At 67.2% G+C, this 18,433-nt stretch carries 14 protein-coding genes; 6 read left to right on the top strand and 8 right to left on the bottom strand.

Features of this window, described 5'->3' with window-relative positions:
• Nucleotides 1-50: 50 nt before the first annotated feature.
• The 6 genes from ASC78_RS01155 to ASC78_RS01130 all read right to left on the bottom strand — a co-directional run bounded on the left by ASC78_RS01155 (nt 51) and on the right by ASC78_RS01130 (nt 11,361).
• Nucleotides 51-2,336 carry an NADP-dependent malic enzyme gene (locus ASC78_RS01155; protein WP_055795335.1) on the bottom strand — a complete coding sequence of 762 codons (2,286 nt, stop codon included), beginning with the start codon at nt 2,334-2,336 and terminating at the stop codon, nt 51-53.
• A gap of 18 nt (nt 2,337-2,354) precedes the next feature.
• On the bottom strand, nt 2,355-3,149 hold the full coding sequence (locus ASC78_RS01150) for an alpha/beta fold hydrolase (RefSeq protein ID WP_055795333.1): 795 nt from the start codon (nt 3,147-3,149) through the stop codon (nt 2,355-2,357).
• A 9-nt stretch (nt 3,150-3,158) separates the two neighbouring features.
• Nucleotides 3,159-4,943, bottom strand: a complete 1,785-nt coding sequence (gene lpdA, locus ASC78_RS01145; protein ID WP_055795331.1) for a dihydrolipoyl dehydrogenase — start codon at nt 4,941-4,943, stop codon at nt 3,159-3,161.
• Between the two features lie 12 nt (nt 4,944-4,955).
• Nucleotides 4,956-6,551, bottom strand: a complete 1,596-nt coding sequence (gene aceF, locus ASC78_RS01140) for a dihydrolipoyllysine-residue acetyltransferase (protein ID WP_055795330.1) — start codon at nt 6,549-6,551, stop codon at nt 4,956-4,958.
• Between the two features lie 14 nt (nt 6,552-6,565).
• Complete coding sequence (gene aceE / locus ASC78_RS01135; protein ID WP_055795328.1) at nt 6,566-9,238, bottom strand: pyruvate dehydrogenase (acetyl-transferring), homodimeric type; 2,673 nt, start codon at nt 9,236-9,238, stop codon at nt 6,566-6,568.
• A gap of 272 nt (nt 9,239-9,510) precedes the next feature.
• Complete coding sequence (locus ASC78_RS01130) at nt 9,511-11,361, bottom strand: sigma-54-dependent Fis family transcriptional regulator (RefSeq protein ID WP_055795326.1); 1,851 nt, start codon at nt 11,359-11,361, stop codon at nt 9,511-9,513.
• 245 nt (nt 11,362-11,606) lie between these two features.
• Here ASC78_RS01130 and ASC78_RS01125 point away from each other — a divergent pair, with 245 nt between their 5' ends.
• The 5 genes from ASC78_RS01125 (at nt 11,607) to ASC78_RS01105 (ending at nt 15,443) form a co-directional block, all read left to right on the top strand.
• Nucleotides 11,607-13,082: a benzaldehyde dehydrogenase gene (locus tag ASC78_RS01125; RefSeq protein ID WP_055795325.1), complete on the top strand. Its 1,476-nt coding sequence runs from the start codon at nt 11,607-11,609 to the stop codon at nt 13,080-13,082.
• A gap of 37 nt (nt 13,083-13,119) precedes the next feature.
• A complete protein-coding gene (locus ASC78_RS01120; RefSeq protein WP_055795323.1) occupies nt 13,120-13,887 on the top strand; it encodes a coniferyl-alcohol dehydrogenase in 768 nt (255 codons plus the stop codon).
• Nucleotides 13,888-13,894: 7 nt separating this feature from the next.
• Nucleotides 13,895-14,875, top strand: a complete 981-nt coding sequence (locus ASC78_RS01115) for an alpha/beta hydrolase (RefSeq protein ID WP_055795322.1) — start codon at nt 13,895-13,897, stop codon at nt 14,873-14,875.
• Nucleotides 14,876-15,046: 171 nt separating this feature from the next.
• Nucleotides 15,047-15,229, top strand: a complete 183-nt coding sequence (locus ASC78_RS01110; RefSeq protein WP_055795319.1) for a DUF3606 domain-containing protein — start codon at nt 15,047-15,049, stop codon at nt 15,227-15,229.
• Between the two features lie 13 nt (nt 15,230-15,242).
• A complete protein-coding gene (locus ASC78_RS01105; protein WP_055795318.1) occupies nt 15,243-15,443 on the top strand; it encodes a hypothetical protein in 201 nt (66 codons plus the stop codon).
• 116 nt (nt 15,444-15,559) lie between these two features.
• Here ASC78_RS01105 and ASC78_RS01100 read toward each other — a convergent pair whose 3' ends face one another.
• A complete protein-coding gene (locus ASC78_RS01100) occupies nt 15,560-16,459 on the bottom strand; it encodes a DUF72 domain-containing protein (protein ID WP_055795315.1) in 900 nt (299 codons plus the stop codon).
• 349 nt (nt 16,460-16,808) lie between these two features.
• On the opposite strand from ASC78_RS01100, the gene ASC78_RS01095 reads away from it, so the two are divergent.
• Entirely contained in the window at nt 16,809-17,189 is a 381-nt protein-coding gene (locus ASC78_RS01095) for a cupin domain-containing protein (protein ID WP_055795313.1), read from the top strand.
• 25 nt (nt 17,190-17,214) lie between these two features.
• Here ASC78_RS01095 and ASC78_RS01090 read toward each other — a convergent pair whose 3' ends face one another.
• Entirely contained in the window at nt 17,215-18,375 is a 1,161-nt protein-coding gene (locus tag ASC78_RS01090) for a citrate/2-methylcitrate synthase (protein ID WP_055795312.1), read from the bottom strand.
• Nucleotides 18,376-18,433: the final 58 nt, after the last annotated feature.

The following is an 18,433-nucleotide window of genomic DNA, read 5'->3' as shown; positions in this document are numbered from 1 at the left end:
CGATCGGCATGCAACTGCCGGGGCTTGGGCGGTTCATGGCCGCGCCGCCGTCAGGCCGTGTTGCGGTTCGAGTTGGCATCGACCACCGCCAGTGCGGTCATGTTGACGATGCGGCGCACCGTCGACGACGGCGTGAGGATGTGCACCGAGCGCGCCGCGCCCAGCAGGATGCCGCCCACCGTGATGCCGCTGCCGGCCGCCACGCGCAGCAGGTTGTATGAGATGTTGGCCGCATCGACGTTGGGCATGATGAGCACGTTGGCCTCCGTCTCCAGCGCCGAGTCCGGAAACTCGTGGTCGAGGATCGACTTGGACAGCGCCGCGTCGCCGCGCATCTCGCCTTCAACGGCGAGCTGCGGATCGCTCGCCTTGATGAGCGCGAGCGCCTCACGCATCTTCACGGCCGAGGCCGCGTCGGAGCCGCCGAAGTTCGAGTGCGAGAGCAGTGCCACGCTCGGCGTCACGCCGAAGCGGCGCACCTCTTCGGCCGCGAGCAGCGCGATCTCGGCGATCTGCGCGGCATCGGGCTCGCGGTTGACGTGCGTGTCGCAAATGAAGAGCTGGCGCCCGGGCAGCATCAGCATCTGCATGGCAGCCAGGGTCTTGGCGCCGGGGCGCAGGCCGATCACGTCGCGCACATGGCCCAGGTGGTCGCCGTAGCCGCCGAGCGTGCCGCACAGCATGGCGTCGGCGCGGCCCTGGCGCACCAGCATGGCCGCAAGCAGCGTGCCGCGGCTGCGCATCTCGGTCTGCGCCACCAGGCGCGAGACGCCGTCGCGGCGCTTGAGCTGGTAGTACGCCTCCGCTGCGTCGCCATACACAGCGGGGTCGAGCAGATCGACGACCTCGCAGTCGGTGCCCAGCGTGAGGCGCAGGCCGTATTGCGCAATGCGCTCGGCAATCACCTCGGGGCGGCCCAGCAACAGCGGGCGCGCCAGGCCTTCGTCGACCACCACCTGCGCGGCGCGCAGCACGCGCTCGTCCTCGCCCTCGGCGTAGACCACGCGCTTGGGCGCCTGCTTGGCCGCGGCGAAGAGCGGCTGCATGCTGCTGCCCGACTGGTAGACGAACTGGGACAGGCGCTGGCGATAGGCCTTCATGTCGGCGATGGGCCGCGTCGCCACGCCGCTGTCCGCCGCGGCCTGCGCCACCGCGGGGGCGACGAACTCGATCAGGCGCGGGTCGAAGGGCTTGGGAATCAGGTAGTCGCGGCCGAAGCGCAGACCCACCGCGCCGTAGGCCTGCGCCACCACTTCGGGAATCTCGGCATGCGCGAGCTCGGCGATGGCGCGCACCGCGGCAAGCTTCATCTCTTCGTTGATGGTGGTCGCGCCCACGTCGAGCGCGCCACGAAAGATGAACGGAAAACACAGGACGTTGTTGACCTGGTTCGGATAGTCCGACCGGCCGGTGCCGAGGATGGCGTCGGGGCGCACGGCCAGCGCGTCTTCCGGAAGGATTTCCGGCGTCGGGTTGGCCATGGCGAGGATGATCGGGTCGCGCGCCATCTCCTTCACCATCTCGGGCTTGAGCACGCCGCCGGCCGAGAGGCCGAGGAAGATGTCGGCGCCGGCGATCACGTCGGCCAGCTTGCGCGCCGAGGTGTCCTGCGCGTAGCGGGCCTTGTTCGGGTCCATCTGCTCCTTGCGGCCGACGTAGACCACGCCCGCGCTGTCGGACACGAAGATGTTCTGCATCGGCAGGCCCAGGCTCACGATCAGGTCGAGGCAGGCCAGCGCCGCCGCGCCGGCGCCAGAGGCCACCAGCTTCACCTCCCGAATGTCCTTCTTCACATGCCGCAGCGCATTGAGGATGGCCGCGGCCGCGACGATGGCGGTGCCGTGCTGGTCGTCGTGAAAGACCGGGATCTTCATGCGCTCGCGCAGCTTCTTCTCGATGTAGAAGCACTCGGGCGCCTTGATGTCTTCGAGGTTGATGCCGCCGAAGGTGGGCTCCATGCGCGCGATGGTGTCGATCAGCGCGTCGGGGTCGTTCTCGTCGAGCTCGATGTCGAACACGTCGATGCCTGCGAACTTCTTGAACAGGCAGGCCTTGCCTTCCATGACCGGCTTGCCGGCCAGCGCACCGATGTTGCCCAGGCCCAGCACCGCGGTGCCGTTGGTGATGACGGCCACCAGGTTGGCACGCGAGGTGAGGTTCATCGCCTCGGCCGGGTCGCGCACGATCTCCATGCAGGCCTCGGCCACGCCGGGCGAGTACGCGAGCGCGAGGTCGCGCTGCGTGGCCATCGGCTTGGTCGGGTTCACCGAGATCTTGCCCGGCGTGGGGAAGCGGTGGTAGTCGAGGGCGGCTTCGCGCAGTTTTTCGTCGGACATGGTGTCTCCGTGGAATTGTCAGTAAGGGGTGGCCGCGCCGGCATCGGCCAGCCAGTCGCGCAGCCCGCACAGCAGCGCCGCGGGCTGGTCGGCGTGCACCCAGTGGCCGGCCTCGGCGATGCGCTCGGTCCCCGCATGCGGGAACAGCGCGCGAATGCCGGCAAGCGACGAAGGCCGCACGTAGCCGGACTCGGCGCCATGGATGAAGAGCGCGGGGCCGTCGTAGCGCGCGTCGCGCAGCGCCCCGGGAAAGCCGCAAAGCTCGGGCATGCACAGGCCTGTGGCGAGCAGGTTCAGCCGCCAGTCGAATCGGTCGTTCTGCCGGCGCAGGTTCTGCATCAGGAAGTCGACGGGCGCGTCGGCGCCGAGGCTGTTGGCCAGCACCTGCTGGATTTCACGGCGGCTGGCGGCACTCGCCACCTCGAGACTGCGCATGGCCGACACGTACGACGAGAACTGGTCGGCGTAGCTCTCGGGGGCAATGTCGATCACGGCGATGCCGCCGATGGCCCCGGGGTGCGAGAGCGCGAGCGCCATCGCGGTCTTGCCGCCCATGCTGTGGCCGATCACGAAGGGCCGCTGCAATTGCTCGCGCTCGATCAGTGCGAGCACGTCGCCCGCCATTTCCACGTACGACATCGATTCGGCCCAGGGCGAGGCGCCATGGTTGCGGGCGTCTGGCAGGTAGACGCGATGGTCCGCCGCCAGCGCCTGTGCCACCTGCGTCCAGTTGCGCCCCGCGCCGAACAGGCCGTGCAGGATCACCACCGGAGACCCCGATCCCAGAGCCTCGAAAGCCAGTGCGAGCGGCATGGCGGCGGCCTACTTCTTCTTCACCGGGGGCAGATCGGTGCAATGCCCCTCGAAGACCTCGGCCGCCATGCCGATCGATTCGCCCAGCGTCGGATGCGGGTGGATGGTCTTGCCGATGTCGGAGGGCTCGCAGCCCATCTCGATGGCCAGGCACACCTCGCTGATCAGGTCGCCCGCATGCGTGCCGACGATGCCGCCGCCGACGATGCGGTGGGTGGCCTCGTCGAACAGCAGCTTGGTGAACCCCTCGTCGCGCCCGTTGGCGATGGCGCGGCCCGATGCGGCCCACGGAAACACCGCCTTGCCAACCTTCAGGCCCTCGGCCTTGCACTGCTCTTCCGTCTTGCCGGCCCACGCCACCTCGGGGTCGGTGTAGGCCACCGAGGGAATCTGCCGCGCATCGAAGAAAGCTGCCTCGCCGTGCGCCGCCTCGGCCGCCACGTGCGCCTCATGCACCGCCTTGTGCGCCAGCATGGGCTGGCCGACGATGTCGCCGATGGCGAAGATGTGCGGCACGTTGGTGCGCATCTGCTTGTCGACGTCGATGAAGCCGCGGTCGGTGACGGCCACGCCGGCCTTGTCGGCCGCGATCTTCTTGCCGTTCGGGCTGCGGCCCACGGCCACCAGCACCAGGTCGTAGACCTGCGGCCCCTTCGGCGCCTTCTCGCCTTCGAAGCTGACCTCGATGCCCGCCTTGGTGGCCTTGGCACCGACGGTCTTCGTCTTGAGCATCACGTTGTCGAAGCGCGGCGCGTTGAACTTCTCCCATACCTTGACGAGGTCGCGGTCGGCGCCCTGCATCAGGCCGTCGAGCATTTCAACCACGTCGATGCGCGTGCCCAGCGTCGAATACACCGTGGCCATCTCCAGGCCGATGATGCCGCCGCCGATCACCAGCATGCGCTTGGGAATGCCCTTGAGCAGCAGCGCACCGGTGGAGTCGACGACGCGCTCGTCTTCCGGCATGAAGGGCAGCTTCACGGCCTGCGAGCCCGCGGCGATGATGGCCTTGGCAAACTTCACCACCTTCTTCGCGCCGCCCTCGCCCACCACCTCGACGTGGTACGCATCGAGGAAGCTGCCAACACCGGTGACCACCTCGACCTTGCGCGCCTTCGCCATGCCGGCCAGGCCGCCGGTGAGCTTCTTGATGACGCCGTCCTTGAAGCCGCGCAGCGCGTCGATGTCGACCTCAGGTGCGGCGAACTTGATGCCATGCTTGGCGAGCAGCTTCACCTCGTCCATCACGCCGGCCGTGTGCAGCAACGCCTTCGAGGGGATGCATCCCACGTTGAGACACACGCCGCCGAGCGTGGCGTAGCGCTCCACCAGCACGGTCTTCATGCCGAGGTCCGCGCTGCGGAACGCGGCCGAGTAGCCGCCGGGGCCGGCGCCGAGCACGAGCACTTCGCACTCGATGTCGGCCTTGCCGGTGTAGCTGCCGGCCACGGGTGCGGGTACAGGTGCCGGCGCTGGCGCTGGCGCTGGCGCTGCCTCGCTCCCTCTCCCGCTCGCGGGAGAGGGCTGGGGTGAGGGTGCCCCCGCTCCCGCAGCAGCCGTCTCGATGACCAGGATCACCGACCCTTCGCTCACCTTATCCCCCAGCGCGATCTTCAGCTCCTTCACAGTCCCTGCATGGCTCGACGGAATCTCCATCGAAGCCTTGTCGGACTCCACCATGATCAACCCGGTATCGACCGCGATGACCTCGCCAGGCTTGACCAGCAGTTCGATGACCGCGACATCCTTGAATTCACCGATGTCGGGGACCTTGACTTCCACCATGTGTGCCATTGGGAGCTTCCTTCAGAACAGCACGCGCCGCAGGTCGGCGAGCACGTTGGCGAAATAGACGTTGAAGCGCGCGGCGGCGGCGCCGTCGATCACGCGGTGGTCCCATGAGAGGGACAGCGGCAGCGTGAGGCGCGAGGTGTAGGTCTTGCCGTCGCTGGAGTGCTGCTTCCAGTAGCTCTTGCACACGCCCATGATGGCGACCTCGGGCGCATTGATGATCGGCGTGAAGTAGATGCCGCCGATGCCGCCCAGCGAGCTGATGGTGAAGGTGCCGCCCGACATCTGGTCGGGCTTGAGCTTGCCGTCGCGCGCGAGCTTGGCGAGCTCGCCCATCTCCTTGGCGATGTCGGGCACGCTCTTTTTGTCGACGTCGCGGATCACCGGCACCATGAGCCCGTTGGGCGTGTCGGCTGCAAAGCCGATGTGCCAGTAGTTCTTGAGCACCAGGGCATCACCGTCGAGACTGGCGTTGAACTCCGGGAACTTCTTCAGCGCAGCGACGGCCGCCTTCATCATGAAAGGCAGCATGCTGATCTTGACGCCCGACTTCTCCAGCTCCTTGTTCATCTGCACGCGGAATGGCTCGAGGTCGGTGATATCGGCCTCGTCGTGCGTCGTCACGTGCGGAATGACGACCCAGTTGCGGTGCAGGTTGGCGGCGCTGATCTTCTTGATGCGTGACAGTTCTTTTCGCTCGGTCGGGCCGAACTTGGCGAAGTCGACCTTGGGCCAGGGCAACAGGTCGATGCCACCGACGCCACCGCCCGCGGGCGCTGCGGCAGCCTTGCCGGCGGCCGGTGCGGCGGCTGCGCCACCGCCCTTCGCGAAGGCCTCGACGTCGGCGCGCACGATGCGGCCGTGGTCACCGGTGCCCTTGATCTTTCCGAGGTCGACGCCGAGTTCGCGCGCGAGCTTGCGCACGGCCGGGCCAGCGTAGGCGAGTGCGAAGGCGGCTTCGTCGATGGCGCCGCTTGCGGAGGCCGCGGCTTGCGCCGGTGCGGCGGCTGGTGCAGCTGGTGCCGGTGCGGCAGCGGTCGCCACGGGCGCATCCCCCGTCGCCAGCGAAAGAATCACCGACCCCTCGCTCACCTTGTCCCCGATCTTGATGCCGATGGCCGTCACCACGCCCGAGAGCGGGGCCGGCACGTCCATCGTCGCCTTGTCCGATTCGAGCGAGACGATCGGGTCTTCGGCCTTCACCGTGTCGCCGACCTTCACGAAGATCTCGATGACCGGCACGTCCTTGAAGTCGCCGATGTCGGGCACGCGCACCTCGGCCACGCCGGCCGGCGCGCTGGTGGCCGCAGGCGCGGCGCTCACGCTGGGCTTGGCGGCTTCGGTGGGCGCGGGCGCAGCGGCAGCGCCGCCCTCGCCCTTGAAGGTCATGATGACGCTGCCTTCACTGACCTTGTCGCCCAGCTTCACAGAGATGGACTCGACCACCCCGCCGCGCGGCGCGGGCACCTCCATCGTTGCCTTGTCGGATTCGAGCGAGACCAGCGGGTCTTCGGCCTTCACCGTATCGCCGGGCTTGACGAAGATCTCGATGACGGGCACATCGCTGAAGTCGCCGATGTCCGGAACCTTGATGTCGATTGCGTTGCTCATGTTGCTGCCTTGCCTCAGACGGTCCAGGGGGCTGCGCGCTCGGCATCGAGCCCGTACTTCGCGATGGCCTCGGCCACCACGGCGTGCTTGATCACGCCATCGTCGGCCAGCGCCTTGAGCGCGGCCACGGCCACGTGCCAGCGGTCGACCTCGAAGAAGCGGCGCAGCTTGCGGCGGTAGTCGCTGCGCCCGAACCCGTCGGTGCCCAGCACGGTGTAGCGCCGGCCCGCGGCCTGCACGTACTCGCGCACCTGGTCGGCGTAGTTGCGCATGTAGTCGGTGGCCGCGATGACCGGGCCGTCGTGGCCTTCGAGGCATTGCTCGACGTGGCTCTTGCGCGCGGGCTCGGTCGGGTGCAGCCGGCTCCAGCGCTCGGCGGCCATGCCGTCGCGGCGCAGCTCGTTGTAGCTGGTGGCGCTCCACACGTCGGCGGCAATGCCGAAGTCTGCCTTCAGCAGCTCGGCCGCGAACATCACCTCGCGCAGGATGGTGCCGCTGCCCATGAGTTGCACGCGGTGGCCCTTCTTGGGTGTCTTGCCGCCATCGCTCAGCTGGTACAGCCCTTTGAGAATGCCCGCTTCGCTGCCCTCGGGCATGCCGGGATGCGGGTAGTTCTCGTTCATGAGGGTGATGTAGTAATACACGTCCTCCTGCTCGGCGTACATGCGGCGCATGCCGTCGCGCACGATGGCGACCACCTCGTAGGCAAAGGTCGGGTCGTACGAAACGCAGTTGGGAATGGTGCCGGCCAGGATGTGGCTGTGGCCGTCCTCGTGCTGCAGGCCTTCGCCGTTGAGCGTGGTGCGCCCCGCCGTGCCGCCCAAGAGGAAGCCGCGCGCACGCATGTCGCCGGCCAGCCAGGCCAGGTCGCCCACGCGCTGCAGGCCGAACATCGAGTAGTAGATGTAGAACGGAATCATCGGCACGTTGTTCGTGCTGTACGAGGTGGCCGCGACGATCCAGCTGGACATCGCGCCGCCCTCGTTGATGCCTTCCTGCAGCACCTGCCCGTCTTTCGACTCGCGGTAGTACATGAGCTGGTCGGCGTCCTGCGGCTTGTAGAGCTGGCCGAGCGACGACCAGATGCCCAGCTGGCGGAACATGCCTTCCATGCCGAAGGTGCGCGACTCGTCGGGCACGATGGGCACCACGTGCTTGCCGATCTGCTTGTCGCGCACCAGCGTGCCGAGCATCTGCACGAAGGCCATGGTGGTGGAGATCTCGCGCTCGCCCGTGTCCTTGAGCAGGCGCTCGAAGGTGGAAAGCGGCGGAATCTCCAGCGCGGTCGACTTGCGGCGGCGCTGCGGCAGGTAGCCGCCGAGCGCGGCACGGCGCTCGCGCAGGTACTTCATCTCGGGGCTGTCTTCGGCCAACTGGATGAAGGGCACGTTGGGCAGCTCTTCATCGGACACCGGGATCTGGAAGCGATCACGAAAGCCGCGCAGCGCGTCCTGCGTCATCTTCTTGGCCTGATGCGCGATCATCTGGCCCTCGCCCGATTCACCCATGCCGTAGCCCTTGACCGTCTTGGGCAGGATCAGCGTGGGCTGGCCCTTGTGCTTGACGGCGGCGGCATACGCGGCAAACACCTTCTCGGGGTCGTGGCCGCCACGCGTGAGGCCCCAGATCTCGTCGTCGCTCATGTCGGCGACCAGCGCCTTCGTCTCGTCGTACTTGCCAAAGAAATGCTCGCGCACGTAGGCGCCGCTCTTGCTCTTGAAGTCCTGGTATTCGCCGTCCACGCACTCTTCCATGCGCTGCAAGAGCTTGCCGCTCTTGTCCTTGGCGAGCAGCTTGTCCCAGCCGCTGCCCCAGAGCACCTTGATCACATTCCAGCCAGCGCCGCGGAACACGGACTCCAGTTCCTGCACGATCTTGCCGTTGCCGCGCACCGGGCCGTCCAGGCGCTGCAGGTTGCAGTTGATGACGAACACGAGGTTGTCCAGGCTTTCGCGGCCCGCGAGCGAGATGGCGCCGAGCGATTCGGGCTCGTCCATCTCGCCGTCGCCCATGAAGGCCCAGACCTTGCGCGGCGCCGTGTCGGCCAGACCCCGACCGTGCAGGTACTTGAGAAAGCGCGCCTGGTAGATCGCCATCAGCGGGCCGAGGCCCATCGACACCGTGGGGAACTGCCAGAAGTCGGGCATGAGCCAGGGGTGCGGGTACGACGGGATGCCGTTGCCGTCGGACTCCTGGCGATAGTTGAGCAGTTGCTGCTCGCTCAGGCGGCCTTCGAGAAAAGCGCGTGCATAGATGCCGGGTGAGCTGTGGCCCTGGATGAACAGCAGGTCGCCGCCGTGCGTGTCGGTGGCCGCATGCCAGAAGTGGCCGAAGCCGATGTCGTAAAGCGTGGCCGCCGACTGGAAGCTCGCAATGTGGCCGCCGAGCTCCGACGAGTCCTTGTTGGCGCGCAGGATGATCGCCATCGCGTTCCAGCGGATGATCGAGCGCAGGCGGTGCTCGATCTCTCGGTTGCCGGGCGACTTTTCTTCCTGCTCGGGCGGGATGGTGTTCTTGTACGCCGTGTTCAGCGAACGGGGCACGTACACCCCGTCGCGCCGGCCCTGGTCGACCAGGCGATTCAACAGAAAGTTCGTACGTTCGCTGCCGCGGTGTTGTTGCACCGCGCCGAGCGCGTCGATCCACTCGCCAGTTTCCGTGGGGTCAAGGTCGCCCATGCTGCTCATCGGTTTGTCTCCTGTGTCATGGCCAGGACCCGCATCGAGCGATGCGGCCGGCCTTGGTACAGAGCAATCGATGTGCCACGCGGCGCGCCGCGCGCAACGCTCGCTAAGTCGTTGATTTCACGAAAGATGAGGCGGAGATGAAGCGAGCGAGCTGCCGACGATCCGGATGCGGGGCAAGGAGCCCGTCCGAATCGCCGGACCGGGGGCTAGGGCAAACCCTGAGAGTCAAATCTGCGAGATTGGCTTAGCCCCGAGGGGTCGTATTTGTCCCGTCAATCCAGCTCGGACCGCACCATGAGCCCGCGCTTGCGCACCCGGTAGGCCAGCTGGGGACGCGTGATGCCCAGCACCCGTGCCGCTGCCGAAAGGTTTCCACCGCATTGCTCCAGCGCGCGGCGTATCAGCGTCTCTTCCATCTGCCCCAACGAACCAGAGCCGGTGCGGTCTGGCACGACGTGGCTTGCGTCCGTGGCCTGTGGAGAGGTGCCCGCCAGGTGGCCATCCGGCCGTACCGACAGCACGTTCTTGTCCAGCGTCTCGCCGCTTGTGAACAGGTGGTGCACGTCGAGCAGGCTGCCCTCGGGCGCGACGATCACTGCGCGCTCGATCAGGTTCTGCAGTTCGCGGATGTTGCCGGGGTAGTCGTAATTCAGCAGCGCCTTGACGGCGGCTTGCGTGAAGCCGGCGGTCTGCCGGCCATGCTTGCGGCCGTAGTGCTGCAGGAAATGGCTCATCAAAAGCGGCACGTCGTCGCGCCGCTCGCGCAGCGGCGGCAGGTGAATGGGAAAGACGTTGAGCCGGAAGAACAGGTCGTCGCGAAACTTGCCGTCGCGCACGGCCTGGCGCAGATCGACGTTGGTGGCCGCGATGACGCGCGTGTCGACCTGAACACTGCGTGTGCTGCCCACGCGCTCGACTTCGCCCTCCTGCAATGTGCGCAGCAGCTTGCCCTGCGCCGCGTAGCTCAGCGTGCCGATCTCGTCCAGGAACAGCGTGCCGCCGTGGGCGCGCTCGAAGCGGCCCGGCCGCGCCGCACCGGCGCCGGTGTAGGCGCCGCGCTCCACGCCGAACAGCTCCGACTCGATCAGCGTCTCCGGAATGGCCGCGCAATTCACGGCGACGAAGGGCTTGTCGCGCCGCGGACTGATGCTGTGCAGCATGCTCGCGAACTTTTCCTTGCCGACGCCGGACTCGCCGGTAAAGAGCACGGTGGCCGTGGTCGGCGCCACGCGATGCAGCAGGTGGCAGGCCGCGTTGAAGGCCGATGACGCACCCACCATCGCGTCGCTCTTGCGCGGGGACGTGGGCAACTCGGCGGCCCGCGCCGCCGCGCCGCCGTAAGGCGACACGCCACCGGAAACGCCCACGAATTCGCGTGCGCGCAGGTAGCGCATGTCTTCTTCCACGTCGTCCCAGCGCTCGGCGGATTTTCCGATCACGCGGCAATGGCTCTCGCCCATCGAGCGGCAGGCAACCTCGCGAAACACCACCAGCCGCCCGAACAGCGTGCTGACGTAGCCAGTGGCATAGCCCACCTGCATCCAGCAGGCCGGGGAGCCACCGATGCCGTAGGCCGCGATGTGCTCGTCGTCTTCGACCGAGTGGTGCCAGATGAATTCGCCCTCGTAGTCCGAAGTCTCGGGGTCGTAGCGCGCGTGCACCAGCTCGACCTTCACCAGGCCTTCCAGCGCATGCAGGCGGGTGCCGGCCATGGCGGCTGCGGCCGGCTCGGCCTCGGGCCAGTGCTTGCGCACCAGTTGCGCGTCGCGCGCGCCGCTGACGTAACCCGCGCGGGTGAAAAGGCCGCGGGCCTTCTCCTGGCCCAGGCTGTCGATCAGCTCGCGCCGCAGGGACCCCAGCGCTTCGGTATGCAGCAGCACCATGCGCTGGTCCTGCAGCCAGATGCGGCCGTCACCCGGCGAAAAGAACAGGCACTCACTGATGTCGGCAATGGTCGGGTGCTCTTCGTTCCCGACGTGCGAGGCGTCGAAGCGGCTCATCGCACGCGCCACGTCGGCGCCGTCGAAACGGCCCAGCGCGGCGCCGGTGGCGCGCGCCACCTCGGCCAGGGAGATCCGCCCGGGGACCGGTGAGGCAATGGCTTTGGTCAATTTCGGGTTCATCGTTTGGTGAAACGGGCGGCCGATTTTTGAGCATTTGGTGAAAGCCCGGATCAGGGTAAACCAGTTATTCACAATAACTATTACAACTCCGGGAATTCCCCTAACCCCCGAATGAAAACAGCCTCGCGCAGCGGCGCCGGGCCACCCCGCCACGGCGCCGTTGGTATGCCCGTTGCGAAAAGAAGTCGGTGCCGCGGCATTTCCACCGCGGCCCGTCGATCAACTTTTTTCGCAAGGGGTGAGTCATGGGTGTTTCGCAGAAGCTGGCGTTCCTGGACCCGGCGGCCTGGGCCGGCAAGGTGTTCAACGGCGCGTGGGTCGCGTCCGCAGGCGGTGTGCGCAACGTCGTCGAACCGGCCACGGGCCAGGTGATGGCGAGCGTCGGCATTGCCGACGCGCAGGACGTCGCGCTGGCCACGGCCGCCGCGGCGCAGGCGCAGAAAAACTGGGCGCAGGTGGCGCCGCGCGAGAAGGCCGCGGTGTTCCTGCGGGCCGCGGCACTGTTCGAGCAGCACTTCGACGAGCTGGCGCTGTATGTGGCCCGGGAGACCGGCGCCATCCTGCCCAAGGGACAGCACGAGGTGCGCGAGGCCATCACCCTGTGCCATCTGGCGGCGGCCATGCCCTTGCAGTCGCAGGGCCAGGTGTTGCCGAGTGCGCATGGCATCACCAGCCTGGCGCGACGCGTGCCGCGTGGCGTGGTGGGCGTGATCTCGCCCTTCAACTTTCCGCTCATCCTCACGCTTCGCACCGTGGCACCGGCCCTCGCGGCGGGCAACGGCGTGGTGGTCAAGCCCGACTCGCGCACGCCGGTGAGCGGCGGCTTCATGATCGCCCGCGTGTTCGAAGTGGCGGGCCTGCCCGCCGGCCTGCTGCAGGTGCTGCCCGGCGACGCCGCCGCCGGTGAAGCGCTGGTGACCGACGCGCACGTGCCGATGATCGCTTTCACCGGCTCGCCCGCCGTGGGCCGGCGCATCGGCGAGCTGGCGGGGCGCCATCTGAAGAAGGTCACGCTGGAGCTGGGCGGCGCCAACTCGCTGATCGTTCTGGAAGACGCCGACCTCGACATCGCGGCCAGCAATGCCGCCTGGGGCGCCTACCTGCACCAGGGGCAGATCTGCATGGCGACCAATCGCATCATCGTGCACGAAAGCATCGCCGCCGCCTTCACGCAGCGGCTGGTCGCGAAGGCCCAGCACCTGCCGGTGGGCGACGGTGCCAGCGGCCAGGTGGCCCTGGGGCCGCTGATCGACGCGAAGCAGCGCGACCGCGTGCACGCCATCGTGCAGGACAGCATTGCGGCCGGCGCGCAGTTGCTGGCCGGCGGCACCAGCGAGGGCCTCTTCTACAAACCCACGGTGCTCACCAACGTGAAGGCCGGCATGCGCGTGTACGACGAGGAAGTGTTCGGGCCCGTCGCCAACATCATCACGTTCAACACCGACGACGAGGCCGTGGCCCTGGCCAACAACCACCAGGGCAGCCTGGCATCGGCGGTGATCTCGCCCTCGATCGGACGCGCCATGGCCATGGCCGCGCAGTTGAACTCCGGCATGGTCCACATCAACGACCAGACCGTCAACGACGAGTGCGTCAACCCCTTCGGCGGACCCGGCATCGCCGGCAACGGCAGCAGCGTGGGCGGCCCCGCCGACTGGGAGGAATACACCCAGTGGCAGTGGCTGACCATCAAGCAGGCGCCGCATCCCTATCCGTTCTGAGTGCCAGTTGGCTATTGAACCCACGAGGAGACATTTCATGCAGCTTCAAGGAAAAACCATCGTCGTCACCGGCGTGTCGTCGGGCATCGGCGCCGAGGTGGTTCGCATCGCGCGCTTTGCCGGCGCCCGCGTCATCGGCGTGGACCGCAACGACCCGAGCCTCACGCTCGACGGCTTCGTCAAGGCCGACCTGAGTTCCGTCGCCGCCATCGATGCGGCCGTGGCGCAGTTGCCCGAGCGCTTCGATGCGCTGTGCAACATCGCCGGCGTGCCCGGCACCGCGCCGGTCAAGCTGGTGGCCGACGTCAACTACCTGGGGCTGCGCCACCTGACGGAGCAGGCGCTGCCGCGCATCCCGCGCGGCGGCTCCATCGTCAACGTGGCCTCCATCCTCGGCGCCGAATGGCCGCAGCGACTGGCGCCGCACAAGGCCCTGGCCGCCGCGCAAGGCTTCGAGGCCGGCGCCCACTGGCTGCGCGACCACATGGTGCCGCAGGAGACCTGCTACCAGTACTTCAAGGAAGCGCTGATCGTCTGGAGCGCCACGCAGTCGCAGCAATGGTTTCTGGATCGCGGCGTGCGCATGAACTGCGTGGCGCCGGGCCCGGTGTTCACGCCGATCCTGGGCGACTTCGTGAGCATGCTCGGCCAGGAGCGCGTGCAGGCCGATGCGCACCGCATGCTGCGCCCCGGGTTCGCGGACGAGATCGCGCCGGTGATTGCGTGGCTCTGCAGCGACGAGGCGCGCTGGATCAGCGGCGCGAACATTCCGGTCGATGGCGGCTTGGCATCGACCTACATCTGAACGCCCGATGACCCGCACTTCCATTGCTGCCGTGCTCGACACGGCACCCCTCGATCCGGCGCTGGCCGGCTTTCTGGCACAGGCCGCCGCGCAGGGCGGCCCGCCGCTGGAGTCGCTGCCGCCGCCGGTGGCGCGCCAGGTCTACCGCGAGCTGGCTGCCGCGCTGGGCTTGGCGGCACCTCCCATCGCATCGGCGGACGACCGCGTCATCGACGGTCCTGCAAGCCCGCTAACACTGCGCATCTACCAGCCCGACGCGAAGGGGCCGCTTCCCCTGCTGCTTTACGTTCACGGTGGCGGCTTCGTGATCGGCGATCTCGAAACCCACGACAAGGTGTGCCGCACCCTGTGCCATGACGTGGACGCCGTGGTGGTGGCGGTGGACTACCGGCTGGCGCCCGAGCATCCCTTTCCGGCGGCGGTGGACGACGTGGCCTGCACGCTGCGCTGGGTGGCTGCGCACGCGCAAGCGCTCGGCGCCGATCCCTCGCGCATCGCGCTGGCCGGCGACAGCGCGGGCGCGCAGCTGGCCGCCGCGGCGGTGCTGCGTTCGGCCGGCACCATGGCACCGCGCGCGCTAGGCCTCATCTACCCGGTCGCCCAGCACTACAGCGAGCCGAGCCCTTCGATGGCGGAGAACGGAGAGGGCAAGTTCCTCACCACCGGTGTCATGCAGTGGTTCATCGATTGCTACCTGGGCGGGCGCGAGCAGTTGGCGCGGCATGCCGATTTCGCCCTGCTGCAGTCGCAGTCCCTGAACACGCTGCCACCCACCTGGCTGGCCACCATGGGCCATGACCCGCTGCGCGACGAAGGCCATGCGCTCGCGCTGCGCATCGCAGAGGCCGGCGTGCCGACCGAGCACCGCCACTATCCCGGCGCCATTCACGCCTGCATTCACTTCACCGCCGTATCGCCGCTGGGCAACCAGGTGATGGGCGACATGGCCGCGTGGCTGCGCGCGCAACTGTCGCCCCGATCGTCCTAGGGTTGCAATCCTAGGGTTGCAAGTGCGCGGACCGCCCATGAGCATGTTCCGGCGCCGCGTAGGAGAGTCACTGTCAGCAAGACGCGTCAAAACGGCATGGCGCCGTGGCTCCCCCGCGCTCAACCTGAGGTGCCGGAGGCATTGTGCCGCCGTGACCACAGGAGAAAAAAAATGGCCGACGACCTCAAGAAGACAGGACTGGATCGCAAGCTGATCGCAATTGATGAGCCGCACGAAGTGCGATCATGGACCGAGGCGCTGAAGTGTTCCGAGACGCAGCTGCGAGACGCGGTGAGAGTCGTGGGCAATTCAGCCGATGCGGTTCGGGCGTACCTGGTCGAAATGCGCAGATAACCGCCTGGGCGCCATGGAAACCAGGCAAGAGCACAAGCAGGGCGACATCGGCCGCCGCTTGATGTGGATCCTGTTGGCCGCCATCGCGGTCATCGTCGTGGGGGTGCTTTTCTTCTACGGCATCAACGATCCATCGGAAGGGCCGGGCAATGTTCCCGCCAGTGGCACCACGGTGCCGCGCCAGGGGAACGGCAACGCTCCCGCATCCAGATAGGAACAGTGAAGGAAACGGGGGGTGTCATGGCCATATACCTTGCATGGCGGACCTGGGCGAAGGCGAGATGGCATCTTCGGAGATGGCCGCTTTGGTGAAGCGGTTGATGCCAACCCTCATCCGTGCGCCAGCAGCATCTTCATGAACGTGATGCCGTTGCGCTGGCCCTTGTCCTCGTCGCAGTTGTTGAAGATGACGTGCGTGTTGCGCACCTTGTAGGCCAAGCGCACCACTTCCATCATGATCTCCCGCAGCTCGGGGTCCGGATAGTCGTAGTCGAAGCGCTCGGCCGCCGAGGCCGCGCCCTTGATGTTGTAAGTGTCGACATTGCGTCCGTGCAGGCGCACCAGCGCGCAGTCGGCATTGGTGATTTCCGCCAGCAGCGGCACGCTGTTGGCAAAGCCTTGCGGGCCGTCGACGATGGTGTGCACGGCACCAAGCTTACGCAGGAACTCGATGGTGCCTGCGCGGTGCGCGTCGTCCCACCATGAGCGGTGCCGGAACTCGATGCTCATCGTGTGGCCCGCCATCTGCTCGACGCAGTGCGCCACATGCGCATGTCCCTCGCGGTTGCAGACGAGCCAGGGCGGAAACTGGAAGTGCACCAGCCCGAGCTTGCCCGCCAGCCTGAGCGGCGCAATGGCCTCGCGAAAACGCCGCCACAGCTCCACGCTGATCTCGGGCGGCATGCCGCGGTAGTAGAGGGTCTTGGTGCTGGTCCCAGCCAAGGCTTGCTGGATGTCCTTGTGCAGCACCTTGGCATCGGTCTGGTGGCCCGTGAAGAGCCGGAAGGCCTTCACGTTGAAGGTGAAGGCCTCGGGCGTGCGCTCGGCCCACAGCTTTGCGTTGGCCGGCGCCGGAATGCCGTAGAAGCTGGAGTCGACCTCCACCAGCGGAAAGATCGACGCGTAGTAGCGCAGGCGTGCCTCGGCGGTCTTCACCTCCTTCGGGTAGAAGCGACCGCACGCAAGCAGCGTCTTGTCAGTCCAAGAAGCCGTGCCGACCAGGATGCCCATTGCCGTACGCTACCGGTTGCAGCCACTCGACCGCCGCCTCCGTGGGCGACATTGCGCGTAGGCGAGGATCGCGCCAAAGCTCGCGCGCAACTTCCTCCAGCTCGAGCGGATCGACGGTATGCCACCGCTGCTGCAGCCGGTGCGCGCAAGCGGCGATCCAGAGGGGAGCAGGAATGGAGTCCATGCCCCAGATACTACTGTATTTTTAAACAGTACTAATAAGGTTTTCAAAAACTGTCGAAATACGTCGCCGAAGTGTGTCCTCGGTACTAACATCCAACCGTTCGACGTGCGGTTCGGCACGAGGCTGCCGCCGACTATCTGCTCACTCGTGCAAGGAGAAGACGCGATGGCCAGTCCCATGAATGTCAGCAAGCTCCAGACGAAATCCCATGACGAACCGGACGAGGTTCGGGAGCCGGAAAAGACCCGGGTCGAAGTGGTCCGCCTCGAGGGCTACACGCTCGGGCGCTTCAATTTCCAGCCCGGGTGGCGTTGGTCGAAGTGCATCAAGCCAGTCGTCGGCACGGACAGTTGCCAGGTGGCTCATGTGGGGTACGCGGTTTCCGGCCGCATCACCGTGCAGATGAATGACGGCACCAAGACCGCCATCGAGGAAGGCATGTCGTACACCATTCCTCCGGGCCACGATGCATGGGTCGAGGGCGACAAGCCCTTCGTTGGCCTGGAGATGATGAGCGCGGAGCAATACGCAAAGCCCAACAGCTGATCGCGATGGCGCTAGTCTCCCGCGTTCAACCGCCCTGCTCGCTCGCTTCGGGCACCGGACCCACATAGCGCCCGCGCGGGCGGATGACTTGCGCCACGCTCAGCTGCTCCAGGCTGTGCGCCAGGAGCCCCACGCTGCGCGCCGTTGCGAACAGACCGAAAGCCGCATCGGCGGGAAGCCGATGGTGGGCCACCAGGGCGGCCAAGGCAACGTCGATGTTGGGCTGCAAGCCGGTCAGCTTCGTCACCTTTGCGATGAAGCGCACGATCACCTTCGGCGGTTCGAACAGATCCAGCAGGGCGGCCGCACGCGGATCGCCGTCGGGATAGAGGTGATGGCCGAAGCCCGCCGGCGACAGGCCGTTGGCGAGGTAATGGGCCAGCACCTGGTCCTCGCCCAGTCGCTCCACCTCGCTGAACAGCGCGCGCACGCGGCCCGAGGCATCGCCATGCAAGGGGCCCGAGAGCGTGGTCAATCCGGCCAGCAGGCATGCGGGCAACGAAGCGCCTGTCGACGCCGTGATGCGCGCGACGAAGGCGGAACTGGTCAACTCGTGATCGGCCAGCAGCACCATGGCCGTTCGCAGCAAATCGGCCACCTTGGCCGGTTGCTTCCACCCTTTGGCAAAGCGCAGGTGCAGCGGCTCTTGGCCTGGCGAGGCGCCGAATGCATTGGCCACCTGCCCGACCAGTTCCTGGCCTTCGGCATGCAGCACCCGGGTCAGGCGTCCTCCTGTGGAGTGGCCGGCGGCCGCCAGGCTGGCCAGCGCGGCGAAGGCCGCGTCGCGGCCCGGCTTGCCTGCGCGCATCGGCGTCATGCAGGAGAAATCGACGGCGCGCTCGGCGCCCCATAACAGCTGGGCCGCGTCTTCGAGCGTGGCCGTGCGGGCCATGGCCACCGCATCGCGCCCCCTGTAGTACGGACGCCCACGGGAGAACGCACACAGGGCCGTCGGAATGCTGGGTTCGGAGCCGAACAGCGTGTTCGCGGCCAGTGTCTCGTGCTTGCGGCCGGCCTGCTTGCGCTTGGCCAGCACGGCCACGTCCTCGGCGCGGTAGAGCCTGCGCCGCGTGTCGGCCGGGTCCGGCGAGACCTCGAGCTTGCCGCGGCTCACGTACGCGTAGAGCGTCTGAGGCTGCACGCCCAGGAGGTTGCACGCCTCGTTCATCGAAATCCAGGAAGCCATGGCGGTGCGGCGTAGAGTCAATTTCTATTGATTATATAGATCAATATTGACCAATATG

Origin of the sequence: Variovorax sp. Root318D1 (genome assembly GCF_001424835.1) — a bacterium.
Classification (GTDB): Bacteria; Pseudomonadota; Gammaproteobacteria; order Burkholderiales; family Burkholderiaceae_C; genus Variovorax.
The sequence above is the reverse complement of the archived record's forward strand: the minus strand, read 5'-3'. Positions and strand labels throughout refer to the sequence as shown.

Bases quoted from the DNA above. Each gene is read 5' to 3' on its own strand.
- ASC78_RS01115 (WP_055795322.1), top strand. From the start codon at position 13,895: ATGACCCGCACTTCCATTGCTGCCGTGCTCGACACGGCACCCCTCGAT.
- ASC78_RS01100 (WP_055795315.1), bottom strand. From the start codon at position 16,459: ATGGGCATCCTGGTCGGCACGGCTTCTTGGACTGACAAGACGCTGCTT.
- ASC78_RS01130 (WP_055795326.1), bottom strand. From the start codon at position 11,361: ATGAACCCGAAATTGACCAAAGCCATTGCCTCACCGGTCCCCGGGCGG.
- ASC78_RS01095 (WP_055795313.1), top strand. From the start codon at position 16,809: ATGGCCAGTCCCATGAATGTCAGCAAGCTCCAGACGAAATCCCATGAC.
- ASC78_RS01125 (WP_055795325.1), top strand. From the start codon at position 11,607: ATGGGTGTTTCGCAGAAGCTGGCGTTCCTGGACCCGGCGGCCTGGGCC.
- lpdA (WP_055795331.1), bottom strand. From the start codon at position 4,943: ATGGCACACATGGTGGAAGTCAAGGTCCCCGACATCGGTGAATTCAAG.
- ASC78_RS01150 (WP_055795333.1), bottom strand. From the start codon at position 3,149: ATGCCGCTCGCACTGGCTTTCGAGGCTCTGGGATCGGGGTCTCCGGTG.
- aceE (WP_055795328.1), bottom strand. From the start codon at position 9,238: ATGAGCAGCATGGGCGACCTTGACCCCACGGAAACTGGCGAGTGGATC.
- ASC78_RS01105 (WP_055795318.1), top strand. From the start codon at position 15,243: ATGGAAACCAGGCAAGAGCACAAGCAGGGCGACATCGGCCGCCGCTTG.
- ASC78_RS01110 (WP_055795319.1), top strand. From the start codon at position 15,047: ATGGCCGACGACCTCAAGAAGACAGGACTGGATCGCAAGCTGATCGCA.
- ASC78_RS01090 (WP_055795312.1), bottom strand. From the start codon at position 18,375: ATGGCTTCCTGGATTTCGATGAACGAGGCGTGCAACCTCCTGGGCGTG.
- ASC78_RS01155 (WP_055795335.1), bottom strand. From the start codon at position 2,336: ATGTCCGACGAAAAACTGCGCGAAGCCGCCCTCGACTACCACCGCTTC.
- aceF (WP_055795330.1), bottom strand. From the start codon at position 6,551: ATGAGCAACGCAATCGACATCAAGGTTCCGGACATCGGCGACTTCAGC.
- ASC78_RS01120 (WP_055795323.1), top strand. From the start codon at position 13,120: ATGCAGCTTCAAGGAAAAACCATCGTCGTCACCGGCGTGTCGTCGGGC.